Source organism: Myxococcus qinghaiensis, from assembly GCF_024198215.1.
Taxonomy (GTDB): domain Bacteria; phylum Myxococcota; class Myxococcia; order Myxococcales; family Myxococcaceae; genus Myxococcus; species Myxococcus qinghaiensis.
Map to the genome: position 1 here is coordinate 31,736 of NZ_JAKCFA010000029.1, position 17,246 is coordinate 48,981.

The window sequence follows — 17,246 nt, forward strand, 5'->3', positions numbered from 1 at the left end:
AAGTCCGGTGGCACCCGTGAAGGCGGTGTGCCACCTGCCCGGGTTCAGCCCGTGGCCGTCACCGCGGCGCTCCCGCCGTGAGCTTCCAATGGCAGCTTCAGTCGCGCCCGGCAGCCACGGCCCTCGGGGCGATTCTCCAGGCGCAGCGTGCCACCGTGCGCCTCGGCAATCTGCCGACACAGCGCGAGGCCGATGCCGCTGCCCTGCGGCTTCGTGGTGAAGAAGGGCACGAAGAGGTTGCCCGTGTCCGCGAGGCCCGGTCCCTCGTCCTCCACCCAGACCTCCACCGCGCCCGGCGTCAGCACCGCCCACGACACCCAGACCCGTGCGCCCGGGGCCTCGCCCAGCACCGCGTCCACCGCGTTGCGCACCAGGTTGATGAGCAGCTGCTCCAACTGGTCCGAGTCCCCACGCACCGCCAGGGCCGGCCCCGCCCGCACCGCCACCGGCCGCCGATGCTCCAGCGCCGCCACCCGCCTCACCCAGCCGTCCACCTCCACCCCCGCCAACACCGGAGGAGGCAGGCGCGCCAGCCGCGCATAGGCAGACATGAAGCGCGCCAGCGCCTCGGAGCGCCTCGCGACGATGCCCAGGCCGCTCTTCGCATCGTCCTCCCAGTCGGAGGGACGCGGCTCCATCAACAGCGTGTCGCGCAGCGCCTCCGCAATCGATTGAATCGGCGCCAGCGAGTTGTTGATTTCATGACTCAGCACGCGCACCAGCCGGCGCCAGGCCTCGCGCTCCTGCTCGCGCAACGCCAGCCGCAGGTCCGCCAGCACCACCAGGTGATGCGGCAGGCCGCCCTGACGGAAGCCCCCGCGCCGCAGCTCGTACGGCCCGCCCTCCTCCGCGAAGGAGCGCGACAACCTCCGAGGCGCCGGGCCCTCCAGCAGGTCCGACAGCCCCAGCGAACCGGCCCCCTTGCCCATCAACTGCGAGCGCGACTGGCCCAGGAGCTTCTCACCCGCGCGGTTCACCAGCCGCAGCGTGCCCGCCACATCGAAGGCCAGCACCGTGACGTCAATCTCCTCCATCACCTGCTCGAGCAGCGCTCCCGCCTCCAGCGCCCCCAGCCGCTGCTCACGCAGGGTGTCGCCCAGGGCGTTCACCTCCAGCAGCACCTCGCCCAGCGCGTCACCCACCCGCGCGCCACGCCCGCGCGTCGAGTAGTCGCCCTCGCGCAGCGCCGCCAACAGGTTCGCCAGCGCGTGCAGGGGCCGCATCACCCGCTCGCGGACGAGGAGCCCCACGCCCAGGAAGACGCCCACCACCAGCGTCGTCAACGTCCAGCGGACCTTGGACGAGAAGTCTCCCGTCCACACCAGCGCGAGCGAGGCCACTCCCCCAGGCAGGCCCGCCAGCCACGTCAGGGCCAGCACCTGCAGGTCATGTGGCCAGGGCTCACGCGTACGTCTCACCGGGCTCCCTTGATTCCGTAGTACTGGAGCCGACGGTACAGCGCGCTGCGCGACAGGCCCAGTCCCTTCGCCGCCTCGCTCACGTTGCCCTCGTGCCGTGCCAGCGCGCGCTCGATGAGGTAGCGCTCCACCTCCTCCAGCGTCATCTCCTCCAGCCGCGACAGGCCCTCACGCCCCGACCGGCGAAGGAGCAGGTCCTCCGCCGACACCTCGTCCCCCGCCGCCATCAGCAGCGAGCGCTCCACCGCGTGCTCCAGCTCGCGCACGTTGCCCGGCCACGGATAGGACAGCAGCGCCTCCAGCGCCCCGGCCGTCAGCCGCATCCCGTTGCGCCCGTAGCGCTTGCCGTGCTCGGCCAGGAAGTGCGACGCGAGCAGCGGGATGTCCTCGCGACGCTCCCGCAGCGGCGGCAGCGGGACTTCCACCGTGTTGAGGCGGTACAGCAAATCCTCGCGGAAGCGGCCCTCGGCCACCGCCTTGGACAGGTCCACGTTGGTGGCGCTCACCACCCGCACGTCCACCCGCCGCGTCTTGGACGAGCCCACCGGGTGCAGCTCCCCCGTCTGGAGCACGCGCAACAGCTTCGCCTGCTGCGACAACGGCATGTTCCCAATCTCATCCAGGAACAGCGTGCCGCCGTCCGCCAGCTCGAAGCAGCCGATGCGGTCCGCCTTCGCGTCGGTGAAGGCGCCCTTCACGTGGCCGAACAGCTCGCTCTCGAAGACGCCCTCGGACAGGCCGCCGGAGTTGACCGCCACGAAGGCCCGGTCCGCGCGCGTGGAGGACGCGTGCAGCAGCCTGGCCACCACCTCCTTGCCCGTGCCGTGCTCGCCCGTCACCAGCACGTTGGCCCCGGACGGCGCCACGCGCTCAATCATCCGGCGCACCGGCACCATGGCGCGCGACTCGGACACCATGGTGGGCAGGCCGCCCTGGCCGCGCCGCAGGTGCTGGTTCTCCTCCTCCAGCCGACGGCTGCGCTTGAGCGCGCGGCCCAGCTCCAGCTGCGTGCGCAGCGTGGCGAGCAGGCGCGTGTTGTCCCACGGCTTCTGCACGTAGTCGCGCGCGCCGCCGCGCATCGCCTCCACCGCGCCCTCCACGCTGCTCCACGCCGTCATCACCACGACGGGCAGCGACGCGTCCTGCGCGCGGATGCGGCCGAGCAGGTCCATGCCCTCCCGCCCGGACGTGGTGTCCCGCGCGTAGTTCAGGTCCATCAGCACCAGGTCCACGTCCTCGGCTTCCAGCGTGGCGAGCGCTCCCGCGGGCGACTGCGCCGTGACGACCGTGTGGCCATCCCGCTTCAACAGCAGGCGCAGGGCCTCCAGCACGTCGGCCTGGTCATCCGCGATGAGGATGCGCGAAGGACGCGCGGCGGCGACCGGCGGGGAGACAGGGGCGGGGTTGATGACAGCGACAGGGAGAGGTTCGGACACGGAGGACATCCCGGAAGAAAGAGTGCCAGAAACGAAGAGGCTCAGCCGCGCCGCAGGACGGAGGCGGGGTCCACGCTGGCCGCCCTGCGCGCCGGAAGCCAGCTCGCCAGCCAGGCGGTGCCCAATAGCAGCAGCGAGACAGAAGCCAAGACCGAAACATCCAACGCGCCCATCCCATAGAGCAGGCCCTCCATGATGCGGTGGGCCGCCAGCGCCCCGAGCAGGCCCAGCCCCAGGCCCAGCCCCACCCGCCTCAGCGCCTGTCCCACCACCATGCGCAGGACGTCCGCCGCGCGGGCGCCCAGCGCCATCCGGATGCCCATCTCCTGCGCGCGCTGCGTCACCGAGTAGGACATCACGCCGTAGATGCCCACCGCGGCCAGCACCAGCGCCAGCACGCCGAAGGCCCCCAGCAACACCGCCCGGAAGCGAGGCTGTCCCAAATCCGTCGCCAGCCGGTCCTCCAGCGTGCCCACGCGCGCGAGCGCCACCATGGAGTCCACCGCGCGCAGCTCCTCGCGCACCACCGACTCCAGCTTCCTCGGGTCCAGGCCCGGCGCCGCCCGCACCGCGAGCTGCCCGTCCGTCGTCGGCTCCTGCGCCATGGGGAAGTACACGGTGGGCTCGTGCCCCGCCTCCACGCCCGCGTACGCCACGTCCGCCACCACGCCCACCACCGTCGTCCACAGCGGGTTGCCCTGCGCGTCGTTGCCCCCGAAGGAGACACGGCGGCCCAGCGCGTCCTCGCCGGCGAAGACCTCGCGGGCGAAGCGCTCGCTCACCACCATGACCCGTGGCGCGTTCGCTCCGTCCGACTCCGTCAGCAGGCGCCCCGCGAGCAGCGGCACGCGCAGCGCCTCCAGGAAGCCCGGCGTGGTGGCGTTGATGAGCGCGTCGGGCCGCGCCGGCGGGTCCTCGGTTCCCTCCTTCCAGTAGCCCGAGCGGGAGATGGAGCCGCCCGCCGGGAGGCTGTCGCCCACGCCCACGCCAGCGACCTCCGGACGCGCGGCGAGCCGCGCCGTCAGCTCCCGATGAAAGGCCTCCGTCCGCTCCGGCGTGTCATAGCGGCTCTGCGGCAGCGCCAGTCGGGCCACGAAGACGCCCACCGGGTCCAGGCCCGGGTCGGCCTGGTACATCCGCCAGAAGCTCTTGAGCATCAGCCCCGCGCCGGTGACGAGCATCAGCGCGAGCGCCACCTCCGCCACCACCAGCACCGCGTGCGTGCGGCCCCGCGACTTCTCCGTCGCCCCGCGCCCCAGCACCGTCGCCGGCGAGAGCTGCGAGCGCTGGAGCGCCGGGACCAGCCCCACGCCCACGCCCGTCGTCAGCGTCACCGCCAACGAGAAGAGCAGCACCCGGCCATGCACCACCACCTCACCCGCCCGGGGCAGCGCGTTGGCTCCCAGCATCATCAACAAGTCGGTGGCCCACAGCGCCAGCAGCACGCCGCCCACGCCGCCCATCAGCGCCAGCAGCACGCTCTCCGTGAGGAGCTGACGCACCAGCCGGCCGCGCCCGGCGCCCAGCGCCACGCGGATGCCCAGCTCCCGCTGCCGAGCCGCTGCCCGCGCGAGCTGCAGGTGCGCCACGTTGGCCGCCGCCAGCAGCAACACCAGGGAGACCGCGCCCAGCAACACCCACAGGAGCAGGCTGACGCCCTGGGTAAGGGAGTCGGCGTAGCGGGCCACCCCCAGCGACAGGGTGGCGTCGTCCTGCGAGAGCAGCTCCTCCCGCATGCCCTTCAGCTCATGCCGGGCCGACTCGAGCGTCGCGCCCGGGGCCAGCCTCGCCGCGACGGCGAAGGAGCGGAAGCCGCGCTGCGTGCGCTCGTCCGACGTGGCCGCGCCGGGCAGGCTGTCGAAGGGCACCCAGACCTCGGTGTTGTGGGCGGGCACGTCGAAGGACGGCGGCATCACCCCAATCACCGTGTAGGGCTGGCCGCCCAGGGTCAGCGTGCGGCCCAGGATGCCCGCGCCGCCGCCCTCCTTCATCCAGCGCGCGTGCGAGATGACGGTCAGCCGCGCGGTGCGCTCCTCGGCCGCGAAGGTCCGCCCCAGCAGCGGCTTCGTGCCGAACGCCCCGAAGAAGTCCCCCACCACCACCGCGCCGCGAAGCTGCTCGGCGTCTCCCTGGCCGGTGAGGTTCATCAACCGATGGCCGTACGCGGTCATCGAGCGCAGCTGCGTGGAGCTCCGCGCGACGTCCTCGTAGTTGGGCAGGCTGTAGCGCGCCAGCAGCTTCCCGGGGCGCTCGGTGGACATCACCACCAGCCGCTCCGGCTCCGGGAAGGGCAGCGGACGCAGGAGCACCGCGTCCACCACGCTGAATAGCGCCGTCGTCACCCCGATGCCCAAAGCCAGCACCAGCACCGCCGCCACGGTGAAGACGGGCGACTGGCGCATCGTCCGCAGGGCGTACCGCACGTCCATCGACACGTCGCTCAGCATGGTGTCCCTCCCCTGGCCCTGCTCAGGTCTTCTGGAGCCAGCCGTCCGCCAGCTGGATGATGCGGTGGCCGAAGGCCGCGTTGGCCTCCGAGTGCGTCACCTGGATGATGGTGGTGCCCGCTTTGTTGAGCGTCTGGAACACCTCCATGATGTGCTTCGCCTGCTGCGAGTGGAGGTTGCCGGTGGGCTCGTCCGCCAGCAGGATTTTCGGCGAGGCGATGAGCGCGCGGGCGATTCCCACCAGCTGCTGCTGTCCACCGGAGAGCTGCGAGGGGAACAGGTCCTTCTTCCCCACCAGCTGGAAGCGGTCCAGCATGTCGCCCACCAGCGCCTCGCGCTCCCCGCGCTTGAGGTTGCGGTAGGAGAGCGGCACCTCCAGGTTCTCCGCCACCGTGAGGTTGTCCAGCAGGTGGTACTGCTGGAAGACGAAGCCGATGGTGCGCCGGGACAGCTCGCCGCGCTCCTTCGGCTTCATCGCGTGCACGGCCTGCCCGTCCAGGACGTACTCGCCCTTCCACTCCGCATCGAGCATGCCCATCACGGCCAGCAGCGTGGACTTGCCCGCGCCGGATGGGCCCATCAGCGTGACGAACTCACCCTGCTGGATATCCAGGTCGATGTTGCGCAGCACCCAGCTGCGGCCCCCCGCCAACGGGTACGACTTTTCGACCTGACGCAAGGAGATGAGAGGTGAGGACATGAGAGGTGCTTTCGTGCTCACTCGGAGCGCAAGGAGACGATGGGGTCCACGCGAGAGGCTCGCCGCGCCGGCAGCCACGTCGCCAGCAGCGTCACGCCGCCCAGGAGCACCGCCACCGCCGTGAAGGTCCACGGGTCATACGCCGTCACGCCGTACAGCATGCCGCCCAGGAAGCGGGCCAGGCCCAGCGACATCACCAGCCCCACCGCCACGCCCAGCCCCGCCAGCTTCAAGCCCTGTCGCAGCACCATCACCAGCACGTCGGAGCTGTCCGCCCCCAGCGCCATGCGGATGCCCATCTCCCGCGTGCGCCGCGTCACCGAGTAGCCCACGACGCCGGCGATTCCCAGCGCCGCCAGCAACAGCGCCGTCCCAGCGAACAGTCCCATCAACAGGGCCGACAGGCTGCGCGAGCTGATGGACTCGTCCACCAGCTGCGTCAGCGGCGCCACGTTGAACAGCGGCACGTCCGCGTCCACCACGCGCAGCTCCGCCTCGATGGACGTGCGCAGCGCCTCCGGGTCCCCGGCCTTCGCCCGGACCACCAGGCTCAGGTACGACGCGGGCGCCGCGGGCAGCGACCAGTAGGCCGCGGGCCGCGCGGGCGAGGACAGGCCCCACTCGCGCAGGTCCTCGACGATTCCCACCACCGTCGACCATTGCTTCATCGGCTCCAGCGACAGTCGCTGGCCCAGCGCGTTGCCCTTCGGCCAGTACACGTCCGCGAAGCGCCTGTTGATGACGACCTCCGGAATCCCGCCCACCTCGCCGAGGCCCTGGTGCAGGCGGCCCTGGTGCAGCTTCACGCCCAGCGCGCTCAGGTAGCCCGGGCTCGCCAGCCTGAACTCCACCGCGGGCAGCAGCTCGCCCTTCACCTCGGGCCGGCTCTCGAACTCCAGGCCGCTCGTGGAGATGCCTCCCAGGGGCAGGAGATTCGTGAGCCCCACTGACTCCACGCCGGGCATGGCCTCCAGACGCTCCAGCAAGTCGCGCTGGAACGCCAGCTTGCGCGCGGGCTCCGAATAGCGCGCGTCCGGCAGCACGAGCTGACCGGTGAGCACCCCCACGGGCTGGAAGCCCGCGTCGACGCCGCGCAGCGCGAGCAGGCTCTTCATGAACAGGCCCGCGCCCACCAGCAGCATCAGCGCGAAGGCCACCTGCGCCACCACCAGCCCCGAGCGCAGCCGCCCCGAGCGCCCGCCCTCCGTGCCGCGCGAGCCCTCGCGCATCGTCGCGTTCAGGTCCACGCTGCTCGACTGGAGCGCGGGCACCAGGCCGAACACGAGGCCCGTGAGCACGGAGACGCCCATCGTGAAGAGCACCGACGTCACGTCCAGCTTCACGTGCGACATGCGCGGCAGTCCGTCTCCCATGAAGGCCAGGAGCGCATCCGTGCCCCACAGCGCCAGCAGCAACCCCAGCGCTCCGCCCACCAGCGACAACACCAGGCTCTCGGTGAGGAACTGCGCCACCAGCCGGCCCCGGCTCGCGCCCAGCGCCGCGCGGATGGACACCTCGCGCTCACGGGCCGCCGCGCGCGCCAGCAGGAGGTTCGCCACGCTGCCGCACGCCACCAGCAGCACGCAGCCCACCGCGCCCAGGAGGAGCCACAGCGTGCCGCGCACGTCTCCCACCAGCCTGTCCTCCAGCGAGGTGACGCGGATGGACCAGCCGATGCCGCTGTAGCGAGGCTCCACCGTCTGCATGTCGCGGGCGACTCGCGCCATGTCCGCGCGCGCCTGCTCCAGCGTCACGCCCGGCTTCATCCGCGCCAGGCAGAACAGGTAGCGCATGGTGCGCTGCGCGGCATGCTCCGGTGACGGAATGAAGGGAACATAGAGGTCGGCGCTCTCCGGATGCGCCACGCCTCGGGGCAGCACGCCCACCACCGTGTAGGGCCTGCCATCGAGCTGCATCGTCTTGCCCAGCACCCCCGGGTCCTCGGCGAAGTGCGCGCGCCACACCTTGTGCGTCAGCACCACCACCGGGTCTCCACCGGGTGAGGCCTCCGCTTCGGTGAAGCCTCGCCCCAGCATCGGCGTCACGCCGAGCGTGGTGAACAACGTGGCGGAGCCATGCACCACGCCGAAGCGCTGCGCCGCCCCGCCACCGGTCAGCGTCATGTCTCGCCAGGTGTACGCCGCCACCGAGCTGAAGACGCGCGGCAGCGTGCTGAAGTCCCGGTACTCGGGCGTCGAGACGGAGATGCCCTCCAGGTCCGCCGCCTGGATGTCATTGGACAGGGTGACCAGGCGCTCCGGCTCCGCGAGCGGCGGCGGCGTGAGCAGCACGCCGTTCACCACGCTGAACACCGCGCTGTTGGCGCCGATGCCCAACGCCAGCGCCAGCACCGCCACCAGCGTGAAGCCCGGGCTCGCGCGCAGCGAGCGCAGGGTGAAGCGAAGGTCTCGAAGGAGCGTTTCCATCTCGTGCCTAGTCCGCCCGGAGGGCGATGATGGGGTCCACGCGCGTCGCGCGGCGGGCCGGCAGCCACGTCGCCAGCAGCGCCACCGCGCTCAAGAGCGCCGCCACACCCGCGAAGGTCCACGGGTCATACGCCGTCACGCCGTAGAGCAGCGTCCGCAGCAGATGCGCGAGGCCCAACGACAGCCCCAGGCCCAGCAGCACGCCCAGCCCCGCCAGCTTCACGCCCTGGCGCAGCACCAGCACCAGCACGTCCGACTTCGCCGCGCCCAGCGCCATGCGGATGCCCAGCTCCCGCGTGCGCTGCGCCACCGAATAGCCGATGACGCCCGCCAGCCCCAGCGAGGCGAGGAGCAGCGCCGTGCCCGCGAACAGGCCCATCAGCAGCGCGGCCAGCCGTCGGGAGCCGATGGACTCGTCCACCAGCCGCGTCAGCGGCGCCACGCCGAACAGCGGCACGTTCCGGTCCACCTCGCGCAGCGCCGCCTCGACGCCGCCGCGCAGCGACTCCGGGTTGCCCGCCTTGGAGCGGACGGCGAGCGCCAGGTTCGCGCCGCCGAGCTGCGCGAGCGAGTAATACGCCATGGGCACCATCGGCTTGTCCAAGGACCACTCGCGCGCGTCCTCGACGATGCCCACCACCGTGGCCCACTGCGCTCCGGTACGGTTCAGCCGCAGCCGCTGCCCCAGCGCGTTGCCCTGGGGCCAGTACCCGTCCGCGAAGGTCTTGTTGATGACCACCGCCCACGCCGCGCCCGGGCCGTCCGTCTCCTCCAGCAGGCGGCCCTCGCGAAGCTTGAGGCCCAGCGTGCGCGGGTAGTCGGGGCTGACGGTGCGAAACTGCACCGCGGGCCACACCTCGTCGGGCCCCTTCGTGCGCCCGTCGATGGCGAAGCCGAACGTCATCGAGCGCCCCAGGGGTAGGAGATTCGTGAAGCCCACGGACTCCACGCCGGGCAACGCCTGGAGCCGCCCCAGCAGCTCGCGCTGGAAGGCGCCTTGTCGCTCGGGCGTGTCGTAGCGGGTGTCCGGCAGCGAGAGCTGCGCGGTGAGCACACCCTCCGGCCTGAAGCCCGGGTCCACCGACAGCAACACCAGCAGACTCCTGCCGAAGAGCCCCGCGCCTACCAGCAACACCAGCGCGAAGGCGACCTGGCCCACCACCAGCCCCGAGCGAAGCCGTCCCGAGCGCCCTCCCGTCGTGCCTCGCGAAGTCCCGCGCATGGCCGCGTTCAGGTCCGCGCGGCTCGCCTGGAGCGCCGGCACCAGTCCGAAGAGCAGTCCCGACAGCAGGCTCACCCCACCGGTGAACAGCAGCGAGCGCGTGTCCAAGCGGACGTCCGCCGCGCGCGGCAGGCTCTCCCCCACCAGCGCCAGCAACACGTCCGTTCCCCACATCGCCAGCAGCAACCCGAGCGCGCCGCCCATCAGCGACAGCAACAGGCTCTCCGTGAGGAACTGCGCCAACAGCCTGCCGCGCCCCGCGCCCAGCGCCGCGCGGATGGACACCTCTCGCTCACGGGCCGCCGCGCGCGCCAGCAGGAGATTCGCCACGCTGCCGCACGCCACCAGCAGCACGAAGCCCACCGCGCCGAGCAGGAGCCACAGCGTGCCGCGCACGTCGCCCACCACCTCGTCCTCCAGCGACTTCAGGCCGATGGTGCGCTTGCCCTGCGCGTACTTCGGATGCGCCTCCGCCAGCGCCTGGGACACGCGGGCCAAATCCCGCGCCGCGGCCTCCATCGTCACGCCGGGCTTCAGCCGCGCGATGACCTCCAGGAAGCGCGTCTCGCGCAGGTCCTCGGAGGCCAGCTCCGCCGAGGGCGCGAAGGGCTTGTAGAGGTCCGCGTCCGCCGGGTACGTCACGCCGCGCGGCAGCACGCCCACCACCGTGTACGGCTCGCCGTCGAGCTGGAGCGTGCGGCCCAGCACCTCCGGGTCTTGCGAGAAGTGCGTACGCCACGTCTGGTGCGTGAGCATCACCACCCTGTCGTTGCCCGCCGTCTCCTCGTCCCGCGTGAAGTCGCGTCCCAGCGCGGGCCGCACGCCCAGCGTCGGGAAGAAGGACGCGGTGGCCTCCACCACGCGCAGGTGCTGCGGCGTGTCCACGCCCGTCAATGTCACGTCGTCATCGGTGAAGGCGGCGACCGAGGAGAAGACGCTCGGCAGCTCCGCGTACTCCCGGTACTCCACCACCGAGGACGACAAGCCCTTGCGCCCCGCCCGACCGAAGTCGTTCGACACGTCCATCAGCCGGTCCGGCTCGGCGAAGGGCGGCGGTCTCAAGAGCACGCCATTCACCACGCTGAACACCGCGCTGTTCGCGCCGATGCCCAGTGCCAGCGCCAGCACCGCCACCAGCGTGAAGCCGGGGCTCTTGCCCAGCGTGCGCAGCGCATACCGCAGGTCTTGAAGGAAGGTCTCCATCGACGCGCGCTCCTACTCCGCCTTCAAGGCGATGATGGGGTCCACCCGCGTCGCGCGGTGCGCCGGCAGCCACGTCGCCCCCAGGGCCACGCCGCTCAAGAGCGCCGCCACTCCCACGAAGGTCCACGGGTCATACGCCGTCACGCCGTACAGCAGCGTGCTCAAGAGCCGCGCCAGCACCAGCGACAACACCAGCCCCAACCCCACGCCCAGCCCCGCCAGCTTCACGCCCTGGCGCAGCACCAGCACCAGCACGTCCGACTTCGCCGCGCCCAGCGCCATCCGGATGCCCATCTCCCGCGTACGCTGCGCCACCGAGTAGCCGATGACGCCCGAGATTCCGAGCGCCGCCAAGAGCAGCGCCGTACCCGCGAACAGCCCCATCAACAGCGCCGTCAGCCTGCGCGAGCCGATGGACTCATCCACCAGGCGCACCATGGACGTCACCTTGAACAGGGGCAGGTTGCCGTCGAGCGCGCGCACCTCGGATTCAATCGCCGTGCGCAGGGACTCCGGCTCACCCGCCTTCACGCGCACCGTCAGGTAGAGGTGGGTGAGGGGCACCTGCAGCGCCGAGTAGTACGCCGTCGGGCGCGCGGGCGTGTCCAGGCCCCACTCGCGCAGGTCGTCGACGATGCCCACCACCGTGGTCCACTGAGCATCGGACTGGTGCAGCTTCACTCGCTGGCCCAGCGCGTCCCCCTTCGGCCAGTAGAGGTCCGCGAAGGTCTGGTTGATGACCACCGCCCACGCCGCGTCCGGTCCGTCCGTCTCCTGGAGCATGCGCCCGTCACGCAGCCGCACCTTGAGCGTGCGCAGGTAGTCCGCGCTGGCGAAGCGCGACTCCACCGCCGGCCACATCTCCCCCGCGGCTCGCGTCCGCCCCTCCACGTCGAAGCTGATGTTCGTCTTGCCGCCCAGGGGCAACATGTTCGTCACCCCCGCGGACTCCACGCCGGGCAGCGCCTGGACGCGGCGGAGCAGCTCCTGCTGGAAGGCCCGCTGGTCCTCCGGCTTCGCGTAGCCTACGGCCGGCAACGCGAGCTGACCGGTGAGCACTCCCTCCGGCGTGAAGCCCGCATCCACCTGGGTCAGCGCCTGGAAGCTGCGCAGGAAGAGGCCCGCGCCCACCAGCAGCACCAGCGCGAAGGCCACCTGCCCCACCACCAGCCCCGAGCGCAGACGGCCCGCCTTGCCACCCTCCGTCCCCCGCGAGCCCTCGCGCATCGTCGAGCTCAGGTCCACGCGGCTCGCCTGGAGCGCCGGCACCAGCCCGAAGCCGACGCCCGTGAGCACGGAGAGTCCCACGGTGAAGAGCACCGAGGAGACGTCCAGCCCCACCGCCGCCGCGCGAGGCAACCCGTCCCCCACCATCGCCACCAGCGCGTCCGTGCCCCATTTCGCCAGCAGCAGCCCCAGTCCGCCGCCCGCCGCCGACAGCACCAGGCTCTCGGCGAGGAACTGCCCCACCAACTGCGCCCGCCCCGCGCCCAGCGCCGCGCGGATGGACACCTCGCGCTGACGCGCCGTCGCCCGGGCCAGGAGCAGGTTCGCCACGCTGCTGCACGCCACCAGCAACACGAAGCCCACCGCGCCCAGGAGGAGCCACAGCGTCCCTCGCACCTGGCCCACCACCTCGTCCTCCAGCGACTTCACGCTGATGGCCCAGCCGTAGCCCTTGTAATACTCCTCGTGCAGGGTCTCCATCTCCCGCCCCACCCGGTCCATGTCCGCCTTCGCCGCCTCCAGCGTCAGGCCGGGCTTCAACCGCCCCACCACGCTGAGGAAGCGGTAGCCGCGGGAGACGGCCGCCGCCCGCTCCGCCGTGGGCGCGAAGGGCGCGTACAGGTCCGTGTCCGCCGGGTACTCGACGCCGGGCGGCAGCACGCCCACCACCGTGTACGTGTCGCCGTCGAGCCGGAGCTCGCGGCCCAGCACGCCCGGGTCCTGCGCGAAGCGCGTGCGCCACGTCTTGTGCGTCAACACGAGCACCTTGTCGCGCCCCAGCGTCTCCTCCTCCTCGGAGAAGGCTCGGCCCAGCACCGGAGCCACGCCCAGCGTGGGGAACAGCGAGGCCGTGGAGAGCGTCAACTGGAGCCGCTCCGGCGCGTCGCCCCCGGTGAGCGTGACGTTGCTCGCCTCGAAGGCCGCCAGCGAGCTGAAGGCCCTGGGCATCGTGAGGTAGTCCCGGTACTCGGGCACCGACACGACGATGTCGTGGATGTTCGCCTTGGCGTAGTTGCCCCAGAGGTGGACCAGTCGCTCCGGCTGGGTGAAGGGCGGCGGCTTGAGCAGCACGCCATTCACCACGCTGAACACCGCGCTGTTCGCGCCGATGCCCAGCGCCAGCGCCAGCACCGCCATCAACGTGAAGCCCGGGCTCTTGCGCAAGGAGCGCAGCGCGTAACGGACATTCTGGAGGAAGGTTTCCACGACGACTCCCGGTGATTCAGGACGCACGCCTCCCGAGGGCCGCCCCGCCAGGAGCGACCCGGGCGAGGCCCGCGAGAGGAGAAGGGTTAGCGGCGCTGCTCGTCCTGGACGACGCGGCCGTCGAAGAGGCTCACCGTGCGCGTGGCGACTCGCGCGTGCGCCGGGTCGTGCGTCACCATGCAGATGGTGGCGCCAGCCTTGTGCAGCTCGGACAGCAACTGCATCACCGCCTCGCCATTCTTGGAGTCGAGGTTACCGGTGGGCTCGTCCGCCAGGAGGATGAGCGGGTCTCCGGCCACGGCGCGCGCCACGGCGACGCGCTGCTGCTGACCGCCGGAGAGCTGCCCCGGCATGTGCCGCGCACGGTGCGCCATGCCGACCTTGTCCAGCGCCTTCTCCACCCGCTGCTTGCGCTCGGCGGCGGGCATGCCCCGGTACGTCAGGGGCAGCTCCACGTTCTCGAACACCGTCAGGTCGCCGATGAGGTTGAAGCTCTGGAAGATGAAGCCGATGTGCCGGTTGCGCACCAGCGCGCGGTCCGACGCTGACAAGTCGAGCACGCTCTTGCCGTCGAGCAGGTACGTGCCCCGCGTCGTCGTGTCGAGCAGCCCCAGCACGGCGAGCAGCGTGGACTTGCCGGAGCCCGAGGGGCCGACAATCGCCACCCACTCACCTTGGCGGATGTTGAGGTGGATGTTGGAGAGCGCGTGCGTCTCCACCTCCTCCGTCTCGAAGACCTTCGTCAGTCCTTCCAGCGTGATGAGGGACTTGCCCGTCTCCACCTTGGCCGCACCCGACAGCACCGCCGCGTCCTCGGAAGCAGGCGTCTCCGCATTGTTGTTCGTCGTCATCATCGCAGCCTCACCCGCTCGACCGCATCCCACGCGGCCATGTCCGACAGCACCACCTGGTCACCTTCCGCGAGGCCCTGCAGCACCTCCACGGCATTCACCGAGCCCCGGCCCAGCTGCACCGGCACCCGGACCGCCTCGTCACTGCCCGGCATCAACCGGAAGAGCGACATCGTCCCGTTGGGCTGCGCACCGGCCGGGCGCCCCACCGACAGCACGTTGCCCAGCCGCTCCAGCTCCACGGTGCCCTCCACCGTGAGGTCGGGCCGCGCGCCCTTGGGCAGCTCGTCGGGGAGCGACACCTCCACCCGCACCGTGCCCTGGCTCGCCGCCGGCGCCACTCGCGCCACCGTGCCCTCCACCACGCCGTTGCGCGTGTCTATCAGCGCCTTCTGGCCCTGGACGATGTCGCGCGCCTGCGTCTCGGCGATGCGCAGCTCCGCCTTGAGCCGCTCCGGCTTCACCACCTTCGCCAGCAGCACCCCCGGCGTCACCCACTGACCCAGCTCCAGCGGAAGCTCCTGCAGCACTCCGTCCTCCCCGGCGAGCACCTTCATGGACTCCACCTGGGTACGACGGAACCGGGCCACCGCTTTCAATCGTTCCACCTGTCCCTGCAGCGCTATCAGCTGGTCCCGCATGGAGGAGGCGACGACGGACAGCTTCTTGCGCTCCAGCTCCAGCCGGCGCGTCAGCTCTCCCGCCCGCTCTCCCGCCTGCCGCGCCTCCAGCGTGGGGATGAGGTCCTTCTCCACCAGGGCGGTGTTGGCGGTGGCGCGGCGCTCCGCGTCAGAGGACTCCGCGGTGAGGGTGGCCACCGACGCCTCCTGCGCCAGCCGCTGCGTCTCCAGCGTCATGCGCATCTGGATGAACTCGGCCTCGGCGCTCGCGAGCTGTCGCTCCGCCTCCAGCATCTGCAGCTGCACGTCCGGGTTGGACAGCTCCATCAGCAGCGTGTCCGCCTTCACCGTCGCGCCCGGCCGCACGTGGATGCGCTCCACCCGGCCCGCCGTGTCCGCCGTCAGCCAGCGGATGTACTCGGGAACCAGCGTGCCCGCGCCCTTCACCTGGCGCACCATGGGGCCGCGCTTCACCGTGTCCAGCCACACCGAGGCCCGGTCCACCGACGGCGCCGCCGGCCGCAGCCGCCCCAGACCCACGGTGACGAGAATGAGCGCGAACGCACCACCAATGGCGAGCAACCAGGGCTTGCGGCGAGGCTTCTTGGCTTTGGGAATGTCCACGGGCCACCCCTAGAGCGAGCCGCGTGCCAACCGTCTCACGCGGCCCAACCCCAGGGAATTGCTCGGAACACCCCCGCCCCCTCCCCAGGGCGTGCCCGGTTCCGCGAAGTGCTGTCCCATAAGCGGACAACGCCCCGGCCGAGTGGATCAACCCGCCCGGTCTCCAGGCACCCAGGCCGGGTTCACCGTCAGGGGAAGGCGTAGCCCAACAGCTGCTCCGTCACCTGGCCCTCGCAGTTCGACGCGGGGGAGACGAAGTGGTCCTTCCCCTGGCCCAGGTTGCACCGGTAGAGCGGCACCGTGCCCGCCACCTGCGTCGTGTGGATGTAGCCCACCGGCCCCAGGGGCAGGAGGCCCTCGCAGCCCACGTCCGGGCTGAGCAGGTTGTGGTTGCCCACGCGGCACTCGTACAGCATCCGCGTGCCCGCCACGGGCTCTCGCCACAGCCGCCACGAGGACTCCTGCCGGAAGCCCGGAGGCAACAGTCGCGACGATGCCCAGTGGCCTCGCGTGGCGTGGTAGCCCCGGCGCAGCCGCGTGTAAGGCAGCTCCTCGAAGCCGCAGGAGAGCTGGGGCGGATTCAAGTCATTGCGGTTGGCCAGCGCCCACGTGCTCCACGACGGCTTCGCGCTTCCATCGACGCGACGCAGCCCGAGCGCCAGTCCGCCCTCCGCCGCGTTGTCGTGCATGCGGTGGTAGATGTAGCTCTCGATGCCGGGCGTCCCCAGCACGTTGCGGAACGAGTCGCACACGGCCGCCTGCTGCGCGGCCTCCGACGACTGCGGGCTGCCGGAGTGGATGCCGCTCTCCGTGAGCTGGATTTCCCACGCGTGCGGCCGGGTGGGGAACGTCTTGCGCAGCCAGCCCGCCAGCACGCCCAGGTTGCCGTACGTCACGCGCGGGTAGTCATCCGCGGAGAACTGGGGACGGAACAGGTCGGGCGCGTAGGGGTGGTACGCCACGCGCCACGCCCGCGAGCCCACGCGCGCCGCGAAGCCCGTCAGGAAGGTGGTGGCGGACAAGGTCGGACTGCTCGCGCCGGGCGCGTCCAGCTCCGGGCCGAAGTGGTGCGTCAGCGAGATGAGGACTTTCGCCGCCGACTGCCACGCCATCACCTGGTCATAGGCCGCGTTGTAGCTGGCCGCGTACGTGTCCAGCCACGCCGCCGTGTTGCACGCGCCCGCGCCCTGGCCACAGCCGATGTCGAACCAGTCGTTGGAGTTGACCTCGTTGTGGATGACGAAGTCGGCGACGCGGCCATGGCCGTTGAGCCCGTTGTAGCGCTGCGCGAGCAGGCCCACGAAGCGGCCGTAGTCCGCCGCGTTGTTGGGCGCGCAGAAGATGTCGAAGCCCGCCGCCGCGGGGGTGCACGTGCGCCCCGCGCGCGCCCACGCGGGCACGCCGTACACCACCGCCGTCACCACCACGCCGCGCGCCGTCCACTCGCGGATGGCCGCGTCCACGCTCGCCTCCACCGCGAAGCAGTGCCCCGCGTACTCCACGCGCCCTCCGGTACACGGCGGCGCCTGCACCGACGGCTCCCACGAGGCCCACACCAGGTTCATCGCCACGCCGCCGGTGTTGTTGCCCGCGAGCTCGTCGTAGCTGGGCCAGAAGTCCGGCTGCACGCCCTTCAGGCGATACGCGGTGCGCGTCGGATACGGCAGGTTCGCCTCCGCCACCGCGGGCGACAACAGCCCCGCCACCAGCAACGCCACGGCCAACGCGGGCCCCAAGGTCCAACGTCCACCACACAGTCCTTCACGCAAGTGACACCTCCCGTGCGCGCCGAGCCCCCCGAAGACCCACTCCCTGTCTCGCGTCCTCGGGCCAACTCAACGAGTTAGTCAGACTATGCAGTTAAAG

At 71.5% G+C, this 17,246-nt stretch carries 10 protein-coding genes; all 10 read right to left on the minus strand.

Annotated features, from left to right (window positions below; all coding sequences use genetic code 11):
• Positions 1 to 44: 44 nt before the first annotated feature.
• Positions 45 to 1,418: a sensor histidine kinase gene (locus LZ199_RS46550; protein ID WP_323390211.1), complete on the minus strand. Its 1,374-nt coding sequence runs from the start codon at positions 1,416 to 1,418 to the stop codon at positions 45 to 47.
• Positions 1,415 to 2,854, minus strand: a complete 1,440-nt coding sequence (locus LZ199_RS38985; protein WP_253998876.1) for a sigma-54-dependent transcriptional regulator — start codon at positions 2,852 to 2,854, stop codon at positions 1,415 to 1,417. Before LZ199_RS38985 ends, LZ199_RS46550 begins: the two co-directional genes overlap by 4 nt.
• A gap of 41 nt (positions 2,855 to 2,895) precedes the next feature.
• Positions 2,896 to 5,301 (minus strand): ABC transporter permease, encoded by a 2,406-nt coding sequence (locus LZ199_RS38990; protein ID WP_253998877.1) that lies wholly within the window; start codon positions 5,299 to 5,301, stop codon positions 2,896 to 2,898.
• Positions 5,302 to 5,323: 22 nt separating this feature from the next.
• Positions 5,324 to 6,001, minus strand: a complete 678-nt coding sequence (locus LZ199_RS38995) for an ABC transporter ATP-binding protein (protein ID WP_253998878.1) — start codon at positions 5,999 to 6,001, stop codon at positions 5,324 to 5,326.
• Between the two features lie 17 nt (positions 6,002 to 6,018).
• Positions 6,019 to 8,427 carry an ABC transporter permease gene (locus LZ199_RS39000; protein WP_253998879.1) on the minus strand — a complete coding sequence of 803 codons (2,409 nt, stop codon included), beginning with the start codon at positions 8,425 to 8,427 and terminating at the stop codon, positions 6,019 to 6,021.
• Positions 8,428 to 8,434: 7 nt separating this feature from the next.
• Complete coding sequence (locus LZ199_RS39005) at positions 8,435 to 10,852, minus strand: ABC transporter permease (protein WP_253998880.1); 2,418 nt, start codon at positions 10,850 to 10,852, stop codon at positions 8,435 to 8,437.
• A gap of 12 nt (positions 10,853 to 10,864) precedes the next feature.
• Positions 10,865 to 13,285, minus strand: coding sequence for an ABC transporter permease (locus tag LZ199_RS39010; protein WP_253998881.1), 2,421 nt, complete (start codon positions 13,283 to 13,285; stop codon positions 10,865 to 10,867).
• An 86-nt stretch (positions 13,286 to 13,371) separates the two neighbouring features.
• The gene (locus tag LZ199_RS39015) at positions 13,372 to 14,139 is read right to left on the minus strand and encodes an ABC transporter ATP-binding protein (protein WP_253998882.1); all 768 of its coding nucleotides are present in this window, start codon (positions 14,137 to 14,139) and stop codon (positions 13,372 to 13,374) included.
• On the minus strand, positions 14,136 to 15,380 hold the full coding sequence (locus LZ199_RS39020) for an HlyD family secretion protein (RefSeq protein ID WP_253998883.1): 1,245 nt from the start codon (positions 15,378 to 15,380) through the stop codon (positions 14,136 to 14,138). The genes LZ199_RS39015 and LZ199_RS39020 overlap by 4 nt, the downstream gene beginning before the upstream one ends.
• Positions 15,381 to 15,568: 188 nt before the next feature.
• The gene (locus LZ199_RS39025) at positions 15,569 to 17,149 is read right to left on the minus strand and encodes a DUF5722 domain-containing protein (protein ID WP_253998884.1); all 1,581 of its coding nucleotides are present in this window, start codon (positions 17,147 to 17,149) and stop codon (positions 15,569 to 15,571) included.
• Positions 17,150 to 17,246: the final 97 nt, after the last annotated feature.